Below are 15911 nucleotides of genomic sequence, written 5' to 3'. Positions count from 1 at the left end.
CGCATAAAAAAGCAGCAAACAAACCAAATTTAAAAATATTTTTTTTAACTTAAATGCGACTTGCATTTCTTTCCTGATATTGGTCCTTGTGTTCTTTGTGTACAGTTTTCATGTGAATTCAATTAAAAAATACATTTATTTTGAAGTGAGTGGTAATTAACTTTAAAGCCCTGTTAAAATCTTGGGTTTTCATTGTTTTATTGGTGTGCCTATCTGTTAAGTCTGGTTGGTTTGACGCTTAACACAGGTCGCGATTAGTATCCGTCGCGAAAATTCAGAGACTGCTGAAATTTACTCGGCAAGCTCGTTATAAATACCAACAATACTCATGCTTACCGCCACGTGTAAGCCCAGGGAGAAAACACATGTTGAACACTAAAGTAACTAAGGCCGTGCGTTTAGCACTGGCATTTGGTGCTGCGTCTACGGCTGTGATCGCACAGTCTGCAACTGCTCAGGAAGGTGCTGAAAAAGTAGAACGCATTGAAATCACAGGCTCGCGTATCAAGCGTGTCGACATGGAAGGTGCAAGCCCGGTTGAAGTAATCTCTACCGCTGAATTCGAAGGCCAGGGCCGTGTCTCTGTTGCCGAAGCACTTCAAAGCGTTACTTCTAATAGCTTTGGCTCTATTATCCCAAGCTCAGGTAACAGTGCACAGTCACAATCAACTGTGAGCCTGCTGGGTGCTGGTGCTGGTCGTACTCTGGTACTGATCGACGGTAAGCGCATGGGTAGCTCTCCTTCACTGAACGGTGGTGGTGCCAACTTGAGCTCAATCCCGATGGCAGCGGTAGAGCGTATTGAAATTCTGAAAGATGGCGCTTCAGCTATCTATGGTTCTGACGCCATTGCGGGTGTTATCAACGTTATCCTGAAAAAAGACTTCGAAGGGGTGTCTTTCGATATTCAGGTAGGACGTCCTGAAGCAGAAGGTGCTGACTCTAAGCAAATGTCAATGGCATTTGGTGTAAGCTCTGACAAAGGTAACATTACTTTTGTTTACGATCATCAACAGCGTAACCCTATTTTTGACCGTGACCGCAGCTATACTGCCGCGTCAATGGAAGATAAAAACAAAGATGGCCTGATCTCTATTTATGATGAAACTGTCGGCATCAGCTATTCTGGCGCGACTGTTAAAGGTCCTAACGGCATGCTTGCATCTCCAAAGTGTGACGAGCTAACCAAGAATGTAGACGGCTTCGTAGGCGTACTTGATCAAGGTAGTGCATTAGGCGGTGTTGGCGGTGGCCAGGTTTGTGGTTATGCATATGCTGACGTTTCTGCCAACATGGCGTCGACTAAACGTGACTCGGCGATGGCGAGCATTACCTATGAACTCACTGATGACCTGGAGCTTTTCGGTCGTGCAATGTTCAGCCGTAACGATTCTTTTGGTCGTTATGCACCAGCAGCTGCAAACTGGAATGATATGGCAGCAGACAATGAACATAACCCTACTGGCGAAGTAACTAAAGGCTATTTCCGTTGGTATCAACTGGGTAACCGTGACGGTGAAGTAACGGATTACCAGCAAGATTACACTTTAGGCCTTAAAGGTGCCTTCGGTGATACGGCTGAGTGGGAAGTTTCTTACCACAAAGCACGCCTGGACTATCGCGATGTTGGCCGTTTTTATCTGAGCAAAGCGGGTCTGTCTCACAATACACTAAATGATATTGCGCTTGATTCAGAGCAAGGTATCGCCAACATGCGTGCCACAACTTACACAGAAAACCAAAGTGAACTAGATCACGTGTTTGCCGGTATCGGTTTTGAGTTTGGTGAGCTGGAAGGCGGTGCTATTGCCCACTATGTGGGTGGTGAATATTTCGATATGACGCTGAATTCTCGTTATGATGCACAAAACGAAGCTGGCTTGATTGGTGGTAGCGCTGGTAGTTCAGGTGCGGGTGAGCGTGATGTAACAGCCGTGTTCTATGAAGTGGCTTTCCCTATCCTTGATAACCTGACACTGAGCGCAGCATACCGTTATGATGACTACAGTGACTTTGGTGGTGAAGGTAACCCAAGCGTGAAGCTTGACTACCGTCCAATTGACGACTTGCTACTTCGTGCTTCTTACTCAGAAGGTTTCCGTGCACCATCTCTTAAAGAGCTAAATGCAGCTGATTCAACAGGCTTCCCGAAAGCAACTGACTATGTATTCTGTGATCAGCAAGGTATTGCTGCATCTGATTGTACTGAAGCAAGCTATGAAGAGCTACGTCAGGGCAATAAAGAGCTGGGTCCAGAAGAATCAAGCTACATGAACCTGGGTGTTGTTTACTCTGGCTTTGAAAATGTATCTATTAAAGTAGATTACTTCGAGCTTGAAGTAGAAAACTTGATTAGCCTTATTGAGGTTCAGGACTTAGTTGACCTACAGTCCGCAGGTGCATATGACGCACTGGTTGCTGAAAGACCAGCAGTTAAACTGGTTCGTAATGCTGACGGTTCAATCGATAAAGGTTACACACAGTATTCAAACGGTGCATTCATGTCGCGTAAAGGTTTCGACATTGATGTATCTTACAAGCTAGAGACCGCATATGGTGACTTCAAATTCAGAAATGTAACAACACTTCTGACAGAAGTTGGTGAAGATATTTACTTCAGTGGTCCAACAATCAATGCGAAGAAGGCACCAGAGCAGCCAGAGCTTCGTTCTCAGTTCACTGTGAACTATGCTGTTGATAACTACTCTGTTAACTGGACGACAGATCTGATCGACAACACGTATCAAACTGAGACTAAGCAGCGTCTTGATTCTGGTCAACATGTAGTAGAATACTCTGGAACTCTGCCTACTTATGTAACACATAACCTGAACATCAAATACTTCAGCGACGGTTACGGTACATTTACATTGGGTGCACGTAACCTGTTCGATAAAGGTGTAGTGTACAATAACAATGGTTTCTACGTAGATTACCCTCTGTATAACGCAGGTCACATTGGTCGTGAAATCTTCGGTGGATACCGCATCAGCTTCTAATTTGCAGATGAACTAATTTAGTAAAAGTTTAGTAAAAGCCCCGTCAGGGGCTTTTTTTTTGCCACCTTCTTAAGTCAATTACGAGTCTGGTATTCTGCCCCTTACTTTCGTGAACATTTCTCGTTCGCATCTTCTTTGGTTATAAAGCGGCCTGTGACAGGCGGATAAGTGCTCTCTGTTTACTCTAAATCTGCCATTTTTAATACTTGTGTGACGGGTTGGAAAAATTGTACCCATTTCACACGTTTCGTTCACAAACCCATGTTTAATATGTGCTTATCTGTGTATTTAAGATCATTAAATGATATAAAAAATGTTAAATAAGGTCGTTCCTCGCTCAGGTAATTGCAAAAAACACATCAGACTATGTTGACCTAGTGTCTAGTTGTTGTTTAAGATGCATCACTAAGTTACCGTTTTGGTAAAAATACAAAGCGTTTGTTAACGCAAAAAATAAATATAACCATCTTGTATGGTCCAGGGAGAATCCAATGTTAAATAACAAAGTAACAAAAGCGGTTCGCTTAGCGATCGCGTTTGGTGCTGTGTCAGCAACTGCGTTCGCAGCCAATGCTGAACAAGGCGAAGAGAAAATCGAAAAGATTGAAGTAACCGGTTCTGCTATCAAGCGTACAGACCTGGAAGGTGCTTTGCCTATCGATGTAATCGACGCTTCTGATATCGCAAAATCTGGTGTTACTAGTGTACCAGACCTTATTGCTAACCTGCCTGCGATGCAGGGTTTCACAGCTGCTGGTGAGTCAGTAGGTGGTGGTGGTGGTGGTATTCAAACTGCGTCACTTCGTAACCTTGGTGCTGAATACACGCTGGTTCTGGTTAACGGTCGCCGTATGGCTTCTTCGGATTCAGGTTCGAGCATCGACATCAACTCAATTCCACTATCTGCGATCAAGCGTGTAGAAATCCTGAAAGATGGTGCTTCTGCACTATATGGTTCTGATGCTATCGCAGGTGTTGTTAACTTCATTCTGAAAGATGACGTTCAAGCGACTACTGTAAGCGCTCGTTATGACAAGCCTTCAGATACGTCTAGCTCAAACTTCTCTATCACAACAGGTTTCGGTGACCTGGACAGTGATGGCTTCAATGTTATGGTGAGCTACAGCCGCGATGAGCAGGACAACCTACGTTCAGTTGACCGTGATTTCGCAAAAACAGGTTTCGTTGAGTTTGAGCACGCTGGTCAGGACCTAGTTGCGATCGCTGGTTCTTCAAACGCGATCCCAGGTAATGCTTACGTCAAATACTATCAGCGCGATGATGCTGGTGCATATGTATTGGATGACAACGGTAACCGTAAAACATCAACGTACTCTTTGAACCCGTACAAAGAAGTGAACGGTTCATGTCACACAACAAGTGCACCTTCTGGTAACGCGTGTCAATTTGACTACACCAGCACGCTAGAAATTCAACCAGAAAGTACTCGTGACAACTTGTTCCTACAAGCGATTGCAGCCATTAACGACGATATGGAAGCATATGTAACTGCGTCTGCATCTAAGTTTGAAATGATTACGCGTATCGCTCCGTACCCAACTGGTGGTTTCTCTCTTGATGAAAATAGCCAGTTTGTACAAGACAACGTAATTACGCACCTACCTGACGCTGTTAAAGATGATATGGTTGAAGGTGGTGTGTCTGCACGCTGGCGTGTACTTCCAGGTGGTAACCGTACTGATGAGTGGACTGCAACTACGTCACACATCGTTGCTGGTCTGCGTGGTGAATTTAACGAATGGTCTTACGACTTCGCCATCACTAGCTCAGGCGCTGAGCGTGAGCAGGTTCGTCTTACTGGTTATCCGTTAGAGAAAGAGTTCATGGAGCTGGTCACGTCTGGTCAGATTAACATCTTTGATGCTCCAGAAAACCTTTCTGACGAGCAAAACCAGATGGTAGCAAACACCATGTTTAATGGCCTTTGGGATACCACTGACACTGATTTGTTCGCAATTGAAGGTAAGACTTCAGGCGCAATCGCTGAGCTGGATGCTGGTACTGTTTATTTAGGTGTTGGTTTCGACTATCGCAAGTCAAGCTATTCACTGACCAATGGTGCGGGTCAAAATGCTGAGATTGTTCTGTTTGAAGCTGCTGGTACTGAGTTTGACCTTGAGCGTGACAGCTACGGTGCATTTGCAGAAGTAATCGTGCCAGTACTGGAAAACTTAGAAGTAACTGGTTCACTACGTTACGATGAAATTGGTGAAATCACTGATTCAAAACGCACTGGTAACCAGACTGTTAACGACAGTGCTGATGATACAACTTATAAAATAAGTCTTTCTTACCGCCCAACTGACGAGTTGCTACTACGTGCAAGCTACGGTACTGGCTTTAAGGCTGCGACCATGCGTCAAATTGCTGCGCCTCGTCTTGAGTTTGGTGTAACTGCATCACCGTACGATTGTCCGGATAAATTGGCCCCTGAAAAGGCGCAATACTGTCACCAGGATAAGCTGCAATATGATGTATACCGTGAAGGTGAAAAAGACCTTCAGCCTGAAACATCTAAGCAGTACACATTCGGTTTTGTATGGGCAGGTGACACAGGTACAAGCTTTGGTATTGACTATTGGAACATCAAGATGGAGAACGAAGTTCGCCGTTTGACTCAGAACCAAATCTTCGACGATCCGGTAACTTACGACGAGCTGTTCACAACTAAAGTTGACAGAGGTACAGGCGATACCGTTCTTGCTATCATCCAGCCTGCGCGTAACGTTGGTGAGTCTCGCACTTCAGGTATCGACTGGCATGTTGATTTCACAACCAACTTCTCGTTTGGTGAGCTGAAGTCTAGCCTGATGGGTACATACCTAATCGAAGATGAGAGTCTGCGTGTAGGTACTACAGACACTTGGGATACTAGCCTTGGTAAAGTAGGTACAGATGAAGAAGTGGCTTTCCGCAACATCATTAACTTTAACAACACGTTCACGCACGGCGACTTCACGCACAGCCTGAACCTTAAAGCGCGTAGCGGCTATACTGATGCGAGCGCAAACGTGAGCTTCTATGTTGCTAAGGCTGAAAATTGGGATTCAGAGGTAGACGGTAGTGTTATCCAGAAACACATCCCTGTTTACATGACTTTCGATTATCGTCTTGCTTACGCTTGGGGCGACAATGCAAACATTGCATTCGGTATTAAGAACCTGTTTGACAAAGAGCCTCCGTTCACTCTGAACGCATCAGCTGGTCACCAGGTTGGTTACGACCCGCGTTATGCTGACCCGTATGGTCGTACTTTCTACCTACAAGCAGATTACACATTCTAATTCTGCCTGACTAAGTAGACACAACTAACAAGCCCCTGCTAATTGCAGGGGCTTTTTTGTTGCAAATAATCGCAATTATACTTGTTGTGTTTTTTGCAATAGTGTTTAGTTTACAAAGTGCTTACGCTCAGTCAAGTTCCACCCCGTTCGGTTCTAGTCATTCACTTTTAGATGCGTCGTCTTAAAACCATCTGTGCGATTAAAAAAACGTCAAATTAACATGTAATAAGGCTCTAAAATCACTACAGATATGAGCCAGATAATTTAATCCCTATAACCCTTTGTTTTTAATGTGTTTTTTTGTTTCTTTTTTGGGTTTTTTGTTTCCGTTTTAAAAAAGGTTGTTGACCTTTTGTTTTTCATGCGATTAGTATGTTTCACCAATATGGCTAAAAGTGTACGCACTTGTTACCCATATAAAATCAAGAAAATACATAAAAACAATGCTTTAAAAGATTTATTTAAAGCCAGGGAGAAAACAAATGTTAAATAGCAAGATCTCGAAAGCGGTCCGCTTAGCACTGATGTACGGTGCAGTATCTGCTACAGCTTTTGCAGTAAATGCAGAAGAATCAGAAGAGAAAATCGAGAAAATCGAGGTAACAGGTTCAAGCATCAAAGGCACAGACCTTGCGGGTGCACTTCCTGTTGATATCATCTCTGCAGAAGATATTAAAAACACTGGTGTTACTAATGTTGGTGACCTGGTTGCACAAATCCCATCGATGCAGGGTTTCACAACTCCAACTTCTTCAGTTGGTGGCGGCGGTACTGGTCAGGCTACAGCATCACTACGTGGTATTGGTGAAGACTACACACTAGTACTTCTAAATGGTCGTCGTCTTGCACCTCTTGACTCAGGCAACGCGGTTGACTTAAACTCTATCCCTCTTGCTGCTATCGAGCGTGTTGAAGTTCTAACTGATGGTGCATCAGCACTATACGGTTCGGATGCGATCGCTGGTGTAATTAACTTTATCCTTAAAGATCAGGCTGATGAGTCTACAGTATCAGCACGTATGGACCGTCCAAAAGACGGCGCAGAGTCTTACAACCTGAGCTTCACAACTGGTTTTGGTGACTTCGACAGAGATGGTTTCAGCTTAGTAGCTTCACTTAGCCATGAAAAATCTGAAACGCTTCGCTCTAAAGATCGTGATTTTGCTAAAACAGGTTTCCTTGAGTTTGAAGTAGATGGTAACTCTTACTTCCAGCTGAATGGTTCTGGTAACGCGATCCCTGCAATTGCGCACGTTTTCATTGGTGAGCGTGATGAAGAAGGTCGTCCAATTAACGGCGCTTACACTAAAAGCTTCAGCCCGTACTATGCCGAAAATGGTTCTTGTGCACCAGACACAGCAGCCTCTCCATTTGGTAATGCCGGCGGTGTAGACTGTGTTTTCGACTTCACAAGCACACTAGAGATCTACCCTGAGACAGAGCGTACAGCTTTCATCCTACAAGGTGATTTTGCAATCACTGACGATATCCAAGCGTTCTCAACTCTTTCTTATACCGACTTCACAATGACGTCACGTATTGCTCCAAACCCAACAGGTCAGTTGAACTTGGGTGCGATTAATGGTGACTCAGCAAACAGCGTACTTTACACAAAATACGTTGAAAAGCACCTGACAGAAGAAGAAAAAGCTAATGCATCAGAGTTCCGTGCTGCATGGCGTGCTCTACCAGGTGGTAACCGTACCAACCAATACGATAACACTGCTATCAATGTTATCTTAGGCCTTGAAGGTACGGTATTGAACGATATCGACTTCAACACTGCTGTTGTTTACTCGAAGAACGAGCGTGAAGATCACGTTAAAAACGGTTACTACAACCGTTCTACTTTTGCACCGACAATCGCTGGTGGTTCTATTGACGTATTTGCCACGGCAGAAGAATTTGCTGGTGACCAGGCGTCAAAAGATGCAATCGAGAGCGTTCAGTGGCGTGGTCTTTGGGATACCGTAGAAACAGAAATGTTGTCTTTCGATATTCGTGCGTCTCAGCCGCTGTTTGAATTACCTGCAGGTGAAGTGTATGTAGGTTACGGTATTGACTACCGTGAAAACAGCTATGCACTTATCCTGACCGAAGCACAGATCAATCGTGAATCAAATGCACCAGCAAACGATACAGGTTATGACCTGGAGCGTAGTCAGTACGGTGCGTTCACCGAATTCCAGGTACCAATTCTGGAAGACTTGAGTGCAAACCTGGCATTACGTTACGACAGCATCGGTAAAGTTAAGAATAACGATCCTTCAGACACGCAAACATATGAGTCTAACAGCGATACTACGTACAAGCTGAGCTTGCGTTATAACGCGACCGATAACCTGGTTCTGCGTGGTTCATACGGTACTGGTTTCAAAGTTGCGTCTCTTCGTAGTTACGCTCAACCATTGGCTTACAATGGTGTAACCGGTGCAAGCTATACGTGTCCAAATCTGGGTGATGCAAACCGTGAAGCGTTCTGTCCTACAGGTAGTACACAGTATCAAGCATTCCTGAAAGGTAACCCAACTCTGGCACCTGAAGAGTCAACGCAATCGTCAATCGGTTTTGTTTACTCGCCTACGTCAGATACAACGATTCAGTTGGACTACTGGAGCATTGAAATCGAAGGTAAGGTAGAAGCACCTGACTTTGACTACATGTTCGAAAATGTTAACCTGTTTAACGATAGCTTCCAGATCCACACTAGTACAGCGGATGACACTCAGAGACTTCTGTCGGTTGAGCGTGAGTACTTGAACCTGGGTAAAACAGAAACGTCAGGTATTGACTGGAAATTCGAATTCAACAATGAGCTGAGCTTTGGTCAGTTGAAGACGACACTTCAGGGCACTCATATCATTGACTCACAGTACACAGCGCCGGGTGTTGTACCTTATGAGTGGGAATCTAGCCTTGGTAAGTATGGTACTGACGAAGAAGTTGTATTCCGCAACGTTGCTCAGATCCAAAATACTCTGACACATGGTGATTTCTCACACTCTCTTCGTATTAGCTACAAGTCTAGCTATTCAGATGACCGCGTAGAAGTTGTTCGTGGTACTATTGCTAATCCAGTGATGGAAACTGTGTACAACGAAGAAGGTGTAGGTTCACAAGCATTTGTGACAGAGCATGTACAGTTGAAGATTCCTTCATATGTTAAGACAGACTACAAGATCGATTACTTCGGTTTTGAAAACACTGTTATTACATTCGGTATCAACAACCTGTTTGACAGAGAGCCACCTTTCTCACTGGGTGATCCAGAAGGTCACGTAGTAGGCTACGAAGGTCGTTACTATGACCAGCTACTACGTACATACTACCTGAGCGTAGATTACAGCTTCTAAGTAGTATAGAGATAAAAAAGGCCGCTTTTGCGGCCTTTTTTTATTGCTAGTTTTTATCCCTGCTTGCGAGGATAGTGATTATTTTTCGCGTTATTTACCTGAATGTATTTATGTCGGATAGCCTTTATTCCTAATAATAAGAAAGCATTGCTAGCTTATAACTCTTTTCGTATTTATATCGGTTTATTTTTATTTGGTTTATTTTGATTTATATGGGTTCATTTAATTATTTAATGGCTTTTAAATCTATGTTGTTTTTGTGTTTATAATGGTCTTAAAGGTTATAAATTATATTTATTAAATTTCCAACGCTAATAGTTAATGCTTGGTTTAACGGTATACATATGGGGGGTTGAGAAAAAATCGCTTATCATGTAGTGAAAGTCATCAAAAAACATTAATATATTAATAACCCTCACATGGTTTGACTTTTTTGGGTACTTGTTATATACCTTGTAATGAAATTATAAAAGATTGCTTAAAGCAAGGAGAAGTCATGAAAACCAAAGCACTAATTCTCGTTTCTACATTGGGTTTACTTTTGACAGGGTGTAATAGTACCAGCAGCTCGAAAGACGACGGCAGTCAGGCAAATAACGGGTATCGTTGTAAGCAAGTTCGTTCTCTGGGGTCAAATATTCCCAAAACAAGTTGTTCAACCGCCAAGCAAAGAACAGAAGCTCGTAAGAATGCACAAGATGCAATGCGAGAAAATCAGCGTGGCTTAACAAATAACCGACAGTAGTAACGCAGTAATTCCCAGCACATATACAGGCTTACGCAGTTTATAAGTCTGTATATGTATTAAAAACCGGTGCTGATGAAGCACATTTTTTAAGTAACCTGATACCACTAGTTAAATTAGACTCGCCATAAAATTTTCCTCGGTTACCTTACATCCACTACCTTACTGGCCTTTTTATAGCGAATTTTAAATCCTGCCCAGGCAGGAAGCTCCCAGCGTTTCGGGGCGTCTTTACGATTACCCTGTATATACTCGAGTACAATGCGTTTGGCGGTAAAGCTGTAGGTGACTGCCATCGTCAGTTCAGGCAAGGTGACTCTCAGAGGGTATTTCTCAATAAAGGGGTCGATTATCCAGGCCTCTATGGGTAAATAAAATAAATCCTGTGCTTCAATTAATTCAAGGTCATCCTGTGTTTCAACGCCTAAATCCATGAGGGTTTGTGTTAGCCACTGGGTTGTATTCGGGAGTATCGGTAATTCACTTTGTTCATACTGGTGGTAAAGGTGTTGGTAGTCCAGCATCATACTTACTTGTTGCCAGACACCGTCAAAAAGCAGCGCTTGCTCGATTAATTTAACACACGCGGGGATCAGGTGTGGTCCTTCAGCAAGCTGCTGTTGCCGCGACAATACTGCTCCCGCGTAGTTATGTGTCAGTTCAGCCCATATTTTGCCGTCTTCCAGGTATGCGCCTTCAAGCCTGGCGTCTGTTGATGCATATTGGGAGACCAAGGCGCTCGAAATAGGGGCTGCGAGAGTCGCCAGCGTGGTTGCCTGCTTTACGCCTTTTCCTGCCAGCGCATAGGTATCAAGCACCAGGATAGCTTCACTCGTGTCACAAATACGAGATTCTTTTGCCGGTACCACTTCGCTGTGGCCATTACCAAAACCACCGCGACGGTTATCCTTTTTAATAAACAACCAGTCCGGGCGGACAGATGCAATGGCGCTAAGTAGCGCATTTCGGTCATAACTGGCGGCTTTATCTAGCGGTGGTAACGCAAAGGCGTCTCTGAGTTGCTGGCTGAATAGCCGAGCTTCACGAATGGCTTCGTCCTCAATCAGCACGCCAGGGGCTTTTCCGCGCAGTAATGCAATGACCAGCTCCAGGTCGCAATTGTGGGGCAGTGCCTTACTGAGTGCCTCAAGTTGCTCCGTTGACCCCGGCAGCCGGTATACGCGTGCCGGTACCGACATAATGGCCACGGCATCAATCATCGCCTGACGTAGACGGTTATCCGGCATACAGGTGATGAGATGGCCCAATTCGACATCGACGGGCAAAGGGTAGAGCTGTCTGCCAAGTTCAGTTGCACGGCTATGTTCGTCTAGCGCACCTATTTTCCTGAGCAGGTCGAGTGCGCGTTGCCCGGAGCTTGCAGGCAGCGGGTCAATAAAGTTGAGAGTGTCTATGCCATCAGTGGCACAGCCAGCAGCCAATACCAGCTCAGTGAGGGCCTCTCTGTGTATTTCTGGCGGGGTAGTATCTATCAACGGCGCATATTGCCCATACAGGCGCAGACAGAGCCCTTTCTGGGTGCGTCCGGCCCTGCCCAGACGTTGTTTTGCAGAATCTCTGCCGATTGTATCCAGGCCCAGTACTGTTTTACCATTTCTTAAGTGGGTGCGTCGCTCCAGACCTGAATCGATCACGCAGGTGATATTGGGTATGGTCAGTGAGGTTTCTGCCACATTAGTGGCCAGAATGATTCGTTGCTGTGGTTGCTGTTGTAAAGCTCGGTGCTGATCATCTGGTGCACAGCCACTGAATAACGGGACTATCAGCGCATCAAGTGATTTACACTGCGCAGCACACTGTACGATTTCTCCTTTACCAGGGAGGAACACCAGGATGTCGCCATTGGTATATTGCAGGGCATAGTCACATGCAGCCTTAACTCTTTCACTCAGGTCGTCTTTACTTGGCATAGCGCGCATATCTTTGGCAAGAAAGCGCTCTTCAACGTCGAACATCTTGCCTGTGGAAGTCAGTAAGGGAGCATCCAGGTAACGCACCAGTCGCTGTGTTGACAAAGTGGCAGAGGTGACTATCAGATGATGCGCAGCTTGCTGTTTCAACAAGGCAAGTAACAGGTCCATATCCCAGCGTCGCTCATGGAATTCGTCCAGCATGATAGTGTCAAAGTCGGTCAACTTATTTTCAAAGTACCAGCGTAACGCCACCCCAGGTGTGACAAATACGATTTGCGAGTTATCACTAAACACGCCTTCGAAACGAATGGCATACCCGACTTGTTCACCGAGCTTGCAACCTTGTTGCCGGGCGACATACTCAGCCAGTGAAGTGCAGGCTATGCGACGTGGTTGGATCATCAGGACCCGACCTTGCCGGGTGGCCCAGACGGGGAGCTGCGTTGATTTCCCCGAGCCAGTGGCGGCGGCAACAATTACGTTGCCAGCGGTTAAATGGTCACAAAATTGGGCTTTAATCTGTTCGATGGGCAAGGACATACGGACTTGATACTGTTAGATATTTTTTAAAGTGTCGAGGATTTTAACAAATCTCGCTTGAAAAGACTGCCCGTGGTGCGCATCTCTGAATAAAATATCAACGCGTAATAATCAATGACAGAAATCAGTTTACTCGTCGCTCTGGTGGTATTTTGTATCATTTACTGGCGACTCGACGATATCAAGCGCGCTTACTGGCAGCGTAAATATAGCACGCAAACTTTGAATGAGCTGGACAGGCAGGTGCTGCTGCGATATATGCCAATTTATCGCAATATGACCGATCATGATCGGGCTCGGCTGGAGCGGCACATCGTGTGGTTTTTAGGAGAAAAGCGGCTGCTTGGTCGAGATGGATTGAAAACCAATCGGGCTATGGCACTGATCATCGCGGCTGATGCCTGCCTGCTGGTACTTAATCAACGCTGGCCGCTGTATCCCAATGTGAAAGAGATCTTGTTGTACCCCAGCAGTTATTATGCCGGACAGAATAATCGTGACAGTGCGGGGCTGGTGAGCTTTCATACTGTGGTGCGTCAGGGCGAGTCCTGGCCTGGTGGCACGCTGGTCTTGAGCTGGCATGATGTGCTTGAGGGTAACCGCTTACCTGAAGATGGTCATAATCTGGTGTTTCATGAATTTGCGCATCAGCTCGATCAACAGACAGGCCAGACGAATGGCACACCCCGGTTACCAAAAGGGATGAGTTACAAAAAGTGGGGAGAGGTATTATCGCGGGCGTATCAGCAGTTAAAAACGCAATTGGCTTACCACATGCCACATGTCGTACACGAATATGGGGCAACCAATGAAGCGGAGTTCTTTGCGGTGATAACTGAAACGTTTATTGAAAAGCCTTTACAACTAAAGCAGGAAAATCCGGAGTTATTCTATTTGCTGAGTGACTACTACCGCTTTGATCCGCGCGATTGGATCAAGTAATGGTGCGCGTCATCTGGTTGAGGTGTATCAAGGCTCAGGCATAAAAAAACCGCTTCAGCTGAAGCGGTTTTTCATCTAAATCAGATTATGAAAAGCTGATCTCACCACGCTCTTTGCGTCTGTTATCACGCTTGTCACCACGCGGGTCTTTGAAGCTGCGCTTGCGATCGCCACGACCTTCGTTGCGGCCTTCAAAGCGACGCTCATCACGACCGCCTGAACGACGTTCACCACCGCGACGCTCACCACCATTGCCCTGATCGGCCGGGTGTGTGCTCTTGCTCATCTTCATTGGGCGCTGACAAATGTAAACGCTCTGGAAGTGAGACAGAGTATCTGCTGGCATATCCTGAGGCAGCTGCACTGTGCTGTGCTCATCAAACAAACGGATTTCACCGATAAACTTGCTTGAGATATCTGCTTCGTTTGCAATCGCACCAACGATGTTCTTGACCTGTACGCCGTGCTCACGACCTACTTCGATACGATAGGTATCCATAGGACCGGTGTTGCGACGTGCATTGCCTTTACGTTCGCCACGCTCACCACGACGTTCGCGGTTACCGTCACGATTACCATCGCGCTCACGACGTTCGCGTTGTACCTGGATCTCTTGCACTTTCAGTGGAGATTGCTGCTGTGCCAGACACAGTAGTGCAGCGGACAATTCTGTTTGAGTTAGCTCTAGCTTTTCAGCCATGCCTTGTGCCACTTCACTGAAGAACTCAATGTCTTTGTGATCAAGCGCCAGGCTTAGCTTGCCTTGTAGTGCTTCAATGCGCTTTTGCTCAACAACTTTCGCGTTAGGTAGTTCCACTTGCTCGATGTCTGAGCGAGTGTGGCGCATGATGTTACGTAGCAGATAACGCTCATTACCTTTAACAAACAGGATAGCTTTACCTTTACGACCAGCACGACCTGTACGGCCGATGCGGTGAACATAGGCTTCGCTGTCTTGCGGGATATCATAGTTGATAACCAGGCTCAGTCGATCAACGTCCAGACCACGTGCCGCAACGTCAGTTGCGATAACGATGTCTAACAGACCGCTTTTCAGACGCTCTACCGTGCGCTCACGGGCTTGCTGGTTCATGTCACCATTAAGTGGTGCCGCAGAGAACCCTTCGCGCTCAAGTAGCTCAGCTAGCTGAACAGTATCGTTACGAGTACGCACAAACACGATAGACGCATCGTAATCTTCCGCTTCTAAGAAACGTACGATGGCTTTGTTTTTATGCGTTGTTGCACGCCAGTAAACTTGCTCAATAGTGTCAACAGTCGAGTTACGTGGTGTGATTTTTACTTGTTCTGCGTTATCTAAATACTTAGAACAAATAGATTGGATCTGCTTTGGCATAGTTGCAGAGAACAAACAGGTTTGCTTCTCTACCGGTGTTTTTTCCATGATGCTTTCAACATCATCGATAAAGCCCATGCGTAGCATTTCATCAGCTTCGTCCAGCACTAAGGCTTTCAGATCCGACAAATCAATGGTCTTACGGTTAATATGGTCAATCAAACGACCCGGTGTTGCCACAATGATTTGTGCGCCACGGCGTAGTGCGCTTAGCTGCACGCCATAGCTTTGTCCGCCATACAGAGCCAATACTTCAACACCTTTGGTGTATTTAGCGTATTGGTTGAAGGCTTCCGCGACCTGTAAAGCCAGTTCGCGTGTTGGAGTCAATACTAATATCTGTGGTTGCTTAACGGATGCGTCAACATTGTTTAATAGCGGCAACGCGAACGCCGCCGTTTTGCCCGTACCCGTCTGCGCTAGTCCCAGCACGTCCTTTCTTTCTAGCAATAACGGTATACATTGAGCCTGGATCTCAGAAGGTGATTGATATCCCAGCTCTTCGACTGCCTTCAAAATTGCAGGAGAAAGATCTAAAGATTCAAACGTGACTGGTTCTGACATTAATGCGCCTCAACAAGTTAAAAGAGGCGGCATTGTACAGCAAAGAAAAAACAATTGCTTGCATAAATTGGCACTAATTTTGTAGGTGTTTGATATTGGTCAAAAAATAAACTTATTTATTTTTTTGCTCATTAGATTGGCTGATAAGTGGCTATTTTTAGAAGGAAATCAT

At 45.4% G+C, this 15911-nt stretch carries 7 protein-coding genes; 5 read left to right on the top strand and 2 right to left on the bottom strand.

Translation table 11 applies throughout. The features are described 5' to 3' along the window. The first annotated feature begins 365 nt into the window (after window positions 1-365). The 4 genes from CWC22_RS13860 (at window position 366) to CWC22_RS13845 (ending at window position 10402) form a co-directional block, all read left to right on the top strand. On the top strand, window positions 366-2999 hold the full coding sequence (locus CWC22_RS13860) for a TonB-dependent receptor plug domain-containing protein (protein WP_138537621.1): 2634 nt from the start codon (window positions 366-368) through the stop codon (window positions 2997-2999). A 491-nt stretch (window positions 3000-3490) separates the two neighbouring features. Next, window positions 3491-6304 (top strand): TonB-dependent receptor, encoded by a 2814-nt coding sequence (locus CWC22_RS13855; protein WP_138537620.1) that lies wholly within the window; start codon window positions 3491-3493, stop codon window positions 6302-6304. Between the two features lie 482 nt (window positions 6305-6786). After that, window positions 6787-9657, top strand: coding sequence for a TonB-dependent receptor domain-containing protein (locus CWC22_RS13850; RefSeq protein WP_138537619.1), 2871 nt, complete (start codon window positions 6787-6789; stop codon window positions 9655-9657). A 496-nt stretch (window positions 9658-10153) separates the two neighbouring features. Continuing rightward, the gene (locus CWC22_RS13845) at window positions 10154-10402 is read left to right on the top strand and encodes a hypothetical protein (RefSeq protein WP_125560003.1); all 249 of its coding nucleotides are present in this window, start codon (window positions 10154-10156) and stop codon (window positions 10400-10402) included. Window positions 10403-10545: 143 nt separating this feature from the next. Here the strand turns inward: CWC22_RS13845 and CWC22_RS13840 are convergent, their stop codons facing one another. Then, a complete protein-coding gene (locus CWC22_RS13840; RefSeq protein WP_138537618.1) occupies window positions 10546-12876 on the bottom strand; it encodes a helicase-related protein in 2331 nt (776 codons plus the stop codon). 114 nt (window positions 12877-12990) lie between these two features. Between CWC22_RS13840 and CWC22_RS13835 the strand changes: the two genes are divergently transcribed. Then, window positions 12991-13818, top strand: a complete 828-nt coding sequence (locus tag CWC22_RS13835; protein WP_138537617.1) for a M90 family metallopeptidase — start codon at window positions 12991-12993, stop codon at window positions 13816-13818. Window positions 13819-13903: 85 nt separating this feature from the next. Here CWC22_RS13835 and CWC22_RS13830 read toward each other — a convergent pair whose 3' ends face one another. Beyond that, entirely contained in the window at window positions 13904-15739 is a 1836-nt protein-coding gene (locus CWC22_RS13830) for a DEAD/DEAH box helicase (RefSeq protein WP_138537616.1), read from the bottom strand. Window positions 15740-15911 lie beyond the last annotated feature (172 nt).

The organism is Pseudoalteromonas rubra (genome assembly GCF_005886805.2).
Classification (GTDB): domain Bacteria; phylum Pseudomonadota; class Gammaproteobacteria; order Enterobacterales; family Alteromonadaceae; genus Pseudoalteromonas; species Pseudoalteromonas rubra_D.
Note: the sequence above shows the minus strand (reverse complement) of the source record. Positions and strands in the feature narration are given on the sequence as shown.